Genomic DNA, 5,492 nt, shown 5'->3' on the forward strand with positions numbered 1-5,492 from the left:
CCCTTCGCCCTGCCCAACAGCTCCAGGACGTCCAGTATGCGTGCCGCGCTCTTCACGACGCTGTTCATATACGTGAATGACTTTCCGATTGTTGAACGGAGTGCAACCTGTTCCTAATAGCACCGGCAAGCGACATTCAAGTCAAATCTACGATCGACGTAACTTCTGAAGGACCTGATGGCAGACGGCAGATCAAGGGCGGGCAGCGCGGGCACGAGCGACCGGCCGGACCCCATTTCCATGGAACTCATCATGAATTCCCTCGGCGGGATCTGTGAGGAAATGGCCGATGCGCTTGTCAGGTCGAGCCGTTCTCCGAACATCAAGGAGCGGCGCGACTGCTCCTGCTGCGTCTATACCGCCAAGGGCGAGATCGTGGCGCAGGCCGAGCATATTCCGATCCACCTTGGCGTGATGGCCGGTGCCCTGCGGTTCATCCTGGAAGATTTCAGCCCTCGGAATATGCGTGAGGGCGACGTCTATATGGTCAACGATCCCTATTACGGAGCCAATCACCTTCCGGACTTCATCATTGTCGGCCCTCTGTTCGTCGAAGGCACTATTGTCGGTTTTGCCGCCAGCATGGCGCACCATACCGATGTCGGCGGCATGTCTCCGCGCAGCATGCCGGCGAACGCAACGGAGATTTTCCAGGAGGGTCTGAGAATACCACCGATCAAGCTGGTCGATGATGGTGTCCTGAACGAGGCGGTCGAGCGCATCATCGTCACCAATTCGCGTTTGCCGGAAGAGCGCCGGGCCGATCTGATGGCGCAGGTGGCGACCGTCGCGGTCGCTCAGAAGCGGCTTCAGGAAATGGGCGCGCTCTATGGCGCCGGCGAGATCGCCGCGACGATGAGCGACGTTCTGGACCGATCCGAAGCGGCGCTGCGCGGCGTCATTGGCGCGCTACCGCGCCAGCGGTTCGAGGGAGCCTCGCTGGCGGATTTCGGCGGCACGTCGATCCCGGTCTGCGTCGCGATCGAACCGCGGGACGATACGCTGGTGATCGATTTTTCCGACACCGGCGCGCAAACCTCCAGCCCCTTCAATTCCAGCGTGGCGGCAACGCTCGCCTGTGTCTTCATGGCGGTTCGCATCACCGTTGCGGAAGGCCTCGCGGTCAATGCCGGCCTCTATCGGGCAATCGAGGTGAAGCTGCCGGCCGGCACCATCCTCAATCCGGATTTTCCAGCTGCGATCTCGGCCGCCGCCCAGGTGTCCTACCATACGTTCGAGGCGCTGATGGCGGCATTTGCGGCGCTCTATCCCAACCAGGTCATTGCCGGCAGCGGTGGCGGCGGTGTGTTTTCGTTCGGCGGCACCAATCCGGAAACGGGCCGTCTCTTCGCCTATGGCGAGGCGCTCGGCGGCGGATCGGGCGCAAGTGTCTCGGCGGATGGTGAGAGCGGCATGATCCCGCCCATTGCCAATCTTCATGACACACCGGTCGAGGCGCTCGAAATGAGCCTGCCGGTCAGGATTGAGCGCTATGAGCTGGTCGAGGATTCCGGCGGCGCAGGCAAGTTCCGCGGCGGCTTCGGGCTGCGGCGCGCCTTTCGCATGTTGACCGACGTTCGCTGCTCCTTCCAGGTCAGCATGCCGACCCACGGACCGATCGGCCTGGCCGGGGGGCAGCGCGGCCGCCGGACGGAAATCGCCGTCACCAATCCGTCCGGAACGACGCGTCGGATCGACCGCTTTTCGGAAATCACCGTCGACAGCGGCACGCTCATCACTATCGAGACCGCCGGCGGCGGCGGGTATGGCGATGCCGAAGAGCGCGACGGGCAGGCCCAGAGGGACGACGCGCGGCGCGGATACGGATTTACGCCTCGGGCCCGGGAGGTGCTGGCATGAGCCGCCTCGTCGCAAGCGCCGATGTCGGCGGGACGTTCATCGACGTTGTGGTCGCCGACTTCCGGAACGGGGCGACCCGCATCGCCAAGGTCCTGCATCGCAAAGGCAATCAGGGTCCGGATATCGTGCGCGCCATAACGGCCCTGGTCGCCGAGATGGGCCATGGCATCGAGGCGGTAGAAACCCTTGTCGTCGGCACGACCGTGGTGACGAACGCCCTGCTGGAGGCAAAACTCGCGCGCACCGCATTGGTGACCACCAAAGGTTTCCGCGATGTGATGGAGATCGCCCGGATGCACCGGCCGTCCGCCTACGATCTCCACAAGCGTCGCTCGAGCGTGGTCATAGAACGGGAGCTTCGGCACGAGATCGACGAACGTCTCGACCATCACGGCAACGTGCTGACTGCGCTTGACCGTGCACAGCTGCAGGACCTGGTCGTCGAGATCAAGGCGCAGCAAGTTGACGCGGTCGCTGTTTCGCTGCTCTATTCCTTCCTCGACCCTTCGCATGAGCACGCCATAGCGGACGCACTGTCGGGGCTCGGCGTGCCGGTATCGGTGTCGTCCGAAGTCCTGCCGGTATTTCGCGAATATGAGCGCACGGTCGCGACTGCGCTCAACGCAGCGACCAATCCGGTGATGGGCGGCTTCCTTGACGGGTTGGCGCGCATCGAGGCGCAAGGGGGAGCCCGCACGTTCGTGATGAGTTCCGCGGGCGGATCGATGACCTTTTCCGAGGCGCGCCGCTTCCCGATCAAATGCGCCATGTCCGGTCCCGCGGGCGGCGCGGTGGGCGCGCAGGCCTTCGCGAGGTTCCATGGCCTGCAAAGCGTGCTGACGCTGGATGTGGGCGGCACCAGCACGGATATCGCCATGCTGCGCGAGGGGAGGATTCCCAGCACGAACGAGCGCGTCATCGGAGGCTATCCCGTGGCCGTGCCCTCGGCCGAAATCGAGACGATCGGCGCCGGCGGCGGCTCGTTGGCGAGCGTGGACCGCGCCGGGCGTCTGAGGGTCGGTCCCGAAAGCGCCGGCTCGATGCCGGGCCCGGTCGGCTATAGCCTCGGCGGCAGCCAGCCGACGGTCACCGACGCCCATCTGGCGCTGCACCGCCTCGGCGAAAGGAGCATGCTGAAGGGCGAGTTCGTCCTCGACCGGGCCGCCGCCATCGCCTCGATCGAAACCGAAATCGCCACGCCGTTGAACGTCACGTGGCAGCGCGCCGCGCATGGCATATTGGAACTGGCGAACGCCAACATGGCCCGAGCGGTCAGGATGATGTCCATAGAGCGTGGCATCGATCCCAGGACCTCCTGCCTGCTTGCCTTCGGAGGCGCCGGAGCCCTGCATGCGGTTGACGTTGCCAGGCGGCTGGAGATCCCCCGCGTCATGGTGCCCTTCTATTGCGGCGTCTTTTCCGCTTTCGGGATCCTGTCCGTCGAAGCGAGCTACGACACCCAGCGCACTTGGCGAAAGCCGCTGGAAACGGTGACGATGGCGGATCTTCGATCCGTCACCGAAGAGATGAAGGCGCAGCTGGAGGCGCGGGCATGCGGGGACCACCCCGGCGTTCCCGAGCTTCGCCATGTGTGGATGCTCGAGATGCGCTACATCGGGCAATCCTACGCCATCGCCGTGGAACTGGCCGCGTTCTCTGCGGAGGGCCTCGAGGCGAGCAGGCAGGAATTCCTGCGCGAGCACATGGCGCGCTATGGTCACGCATCGCCGACCGACGCGGTGGAGATCATCAACTTTCGCCTGACGACCACCGTACGCGGCGAGCACGCCGAAGATCATCATCCACCAGCGGGTCCCACTGTCGCTCCCTCCGCTCAGGCCACTCGTGATGTGTGGTTTTCGCCGGAGGCGCCGACGGCATGCCGGGTGTTTTCCCGAAACGACCTGCCCGACGGCTGGACGCAGAGTGGTCCGCTCATCATCGAACAACTCGATTCCGTGACAGTGATCGGTCCCGGAGACGTGGTCGAGGTTATTCCCCGAACACGAGCGTTGGCGATCACGCTCGACACATAAGAACCCTTCAGATGGAGAACCCGATGTTCAAGAAATCCCCTTCCTTCCTGCTTCGCGGCGCGTTTGCCGCGATGGTTTTTCTGGCCGGCTCCGCGGCCTCGCCGGTGCTCGCCGATGAGGCGCTCACCAAGTTGTCGGTAGGCGCCGATCCGGATTTCCGGCCGATTTCCTTCATGGGACCAGACGGCGCCCTGCAAGGCTACGACGTCGATTTCGCGCAGGCTCTCGGCAAGCACCTCGGCGTGCCGGTCGATTACCAGGGCATGGCCTGGGACGGCATCATTCCGGCTCTCCAGGCCGGCAAGATCAATGCGATCACCAACATGGCCATTACCGACGCCCGCAAGCAGGTCGTCGATTTCTCCAAGCCGATCATGAGGCAGTCCATCGTCGCGGTAGTGAAGGCCGGCTCGCCGAACCAGTCGGTCGGCGCGGACGATCTTGCCAAGCTGAAGGTCGGTGTCATGACCGGCACGTCGGCGTCGAATGCGCTCGCGGCGATGCCGGGCGTATCGCCAACGACCTACAATACCGTTATCGACGCCTATAACGATCTGTTGCTCGGCCGCATCGATGCCGTCGTGGTCGAGAGCGTCAACGGAAGCTATCTGGTCGAGAGCCAGTTCAAGGGCAAGCTTGTCGTCGTTGACAAGCCTATTACTCAGGAAGTCACCCTAAACGGCGTCGCGCTACGCAAGGGGGACAAGGCGCTCGCTGAGATCGACCGGGCGATTGACAAGATGAAGGCCGACGGCAGCTTGAAGGAGATTTCCATGAAATGGTTCGGCAACGTCGCGAACGTGCCGGAGTGATCGGGTAGCGCTATGGTCGCAGATGACGTCCGCTATCCCGAGGTCCTGCGGATCGAGGCGCTTGGCAAATCTTTCAAGGGAACGCCCGTCCTCTCCAATGTGAACTTGACGGTTCACCGCGGAGAGACGGTCGCCATTATCGGGCCTAGCGGTTCGGGAAAGACGACGCTGCTGCGCAGCGTCAATTTCCTGACGCCCTACGACAGCGGAAAGATCCTGCTCAATGGCAGGCTCATGGGCTATGTCGAGCGCGGAGGCCGGCTCCAACCGGATACCGACGCCAACATAAGCCGCCTGCGTCGCTCGACCGGCATGGTGTTCCAGCGCTTTGCATTGTTCCAGCACCGCACGGTCCTGCAGAACCTCATCGAGGGGCCGGTGCATGTGCTCGGCCTCTCCAGGGAAATGGCGTGCGAGCGCGCGCGCATCGCCCTCAAGACGGTCGGCCTGAGCGACAAGATCGACCAATATCCGGCTCGGCTGTCGGGCGGACAGCAACAGCGCGTGGGCATAGCGCGCGCGCTCTGCATGGAGCCCGACATATTGCTGTTCGATGAGCCGACCTCGGCGCTCGATCCTGAACTCGTAGGCGAGGTGCTTTCCGTCATGCGTCAGTTGCGCGGGCAGAACCGCACCATGTTGATCGTCACCCATGAAATTGGCTTTGCCGCCGATGTGGCGGACCGGGTCGTCTTCATGGAGGCCGGTGCCATCGTAGACGATCGGCCCGCCCGCGAATTCTTCGGCAAGCCGAAGAACGCTCGCATCGAGGCCTTCCTGGCCC

The 5,492-nt window shown here is 63.7% G+C and carries 4 protein-coding genes; all 4 read left to right on the forward strand.

The window, feature by feature from the left end; all coding sequences use genetic code 11:
• Positions 1-240: 240 nt before the first annotated feature.
• Complete coding sequence (locus Q0L57_RS04920; protein WP_296738899.1) at positions 241-1,860, forward strand: hydantoinase B/oxoprolinase family protein; 1,620 nt, start codon at positions 241-243, stop codon at positions 1,858-1,860.
• Positions 1,857-3,896 (forward strand): hydantoinase/oxoprolinase family protein, encoded by a 2,040-nt coding sequence (locus Q0L57_RS04925; RefSeq protein ID WP_296738893.1) that lies wholly within the window; start codon positions 1,857-1,859, stop codon positions 3,894-3,896. Before Q0L57_RS04920 ends, Q0L57_RS04925 begins: the two co-directional genes overlap by 4 nt.
• A gap of 23 nt (positions 3,897-3,919) precedes the next feature.
• Complete coding sequence (locus Q0L57_RS04930; RefSeq protein ID WP_296738894.1) at positions 3,920-4,708, forward strand: ABC transporter substrate-binding protein; 789 nt, start codon at positions 3,920-3,922, stop codon at positions 4,706-4,708.
• A 12-nt stretch (positions 4,709-4,720) separates the two neighbouring features.
• Positions 4,721-5,492: amino acid ABC transporter ATP-binding protein (locus Q0L57_RS04935; protein WP_296738896.1), on the forward strand; the 772-nt coding region annotated here is incomplete at its 3' end.

Source organism: Mesorhizobium sp., assembly GCF_024509055.1.
Classification (GTDB): Bacteria; Pseudomonadota; Alphaproteobacteria; order Rhizobiales; family Rhizobiaceae; genus Mesorhizobium.

Bases quoted from the DNA above. Each gene is read 5' to 3' on its own strand.
- Q0L57_RS04925 (WP_296738893.1), top strand. From the start codon at position 1,857: ATGAGCCGCCTCGTCGCAAGCGCCGATGTCGGCGGGACGTTCATCGAC.
- Q0L57_RS04930 (WP_296738894.1), top strand. From the start codon at position 3,920: ATGTTCAAGAAATCCCCTTCCTTCCTGCTTCGCGGCGCGTTTGCCGCG.
- Q0L57_RS04920 (WP_296738899.1), top strand. From the start codon at position 241: ATGGAACTCATCATGAATTCCCTCGGCGGGATCTGTGAGGAAATGGCC.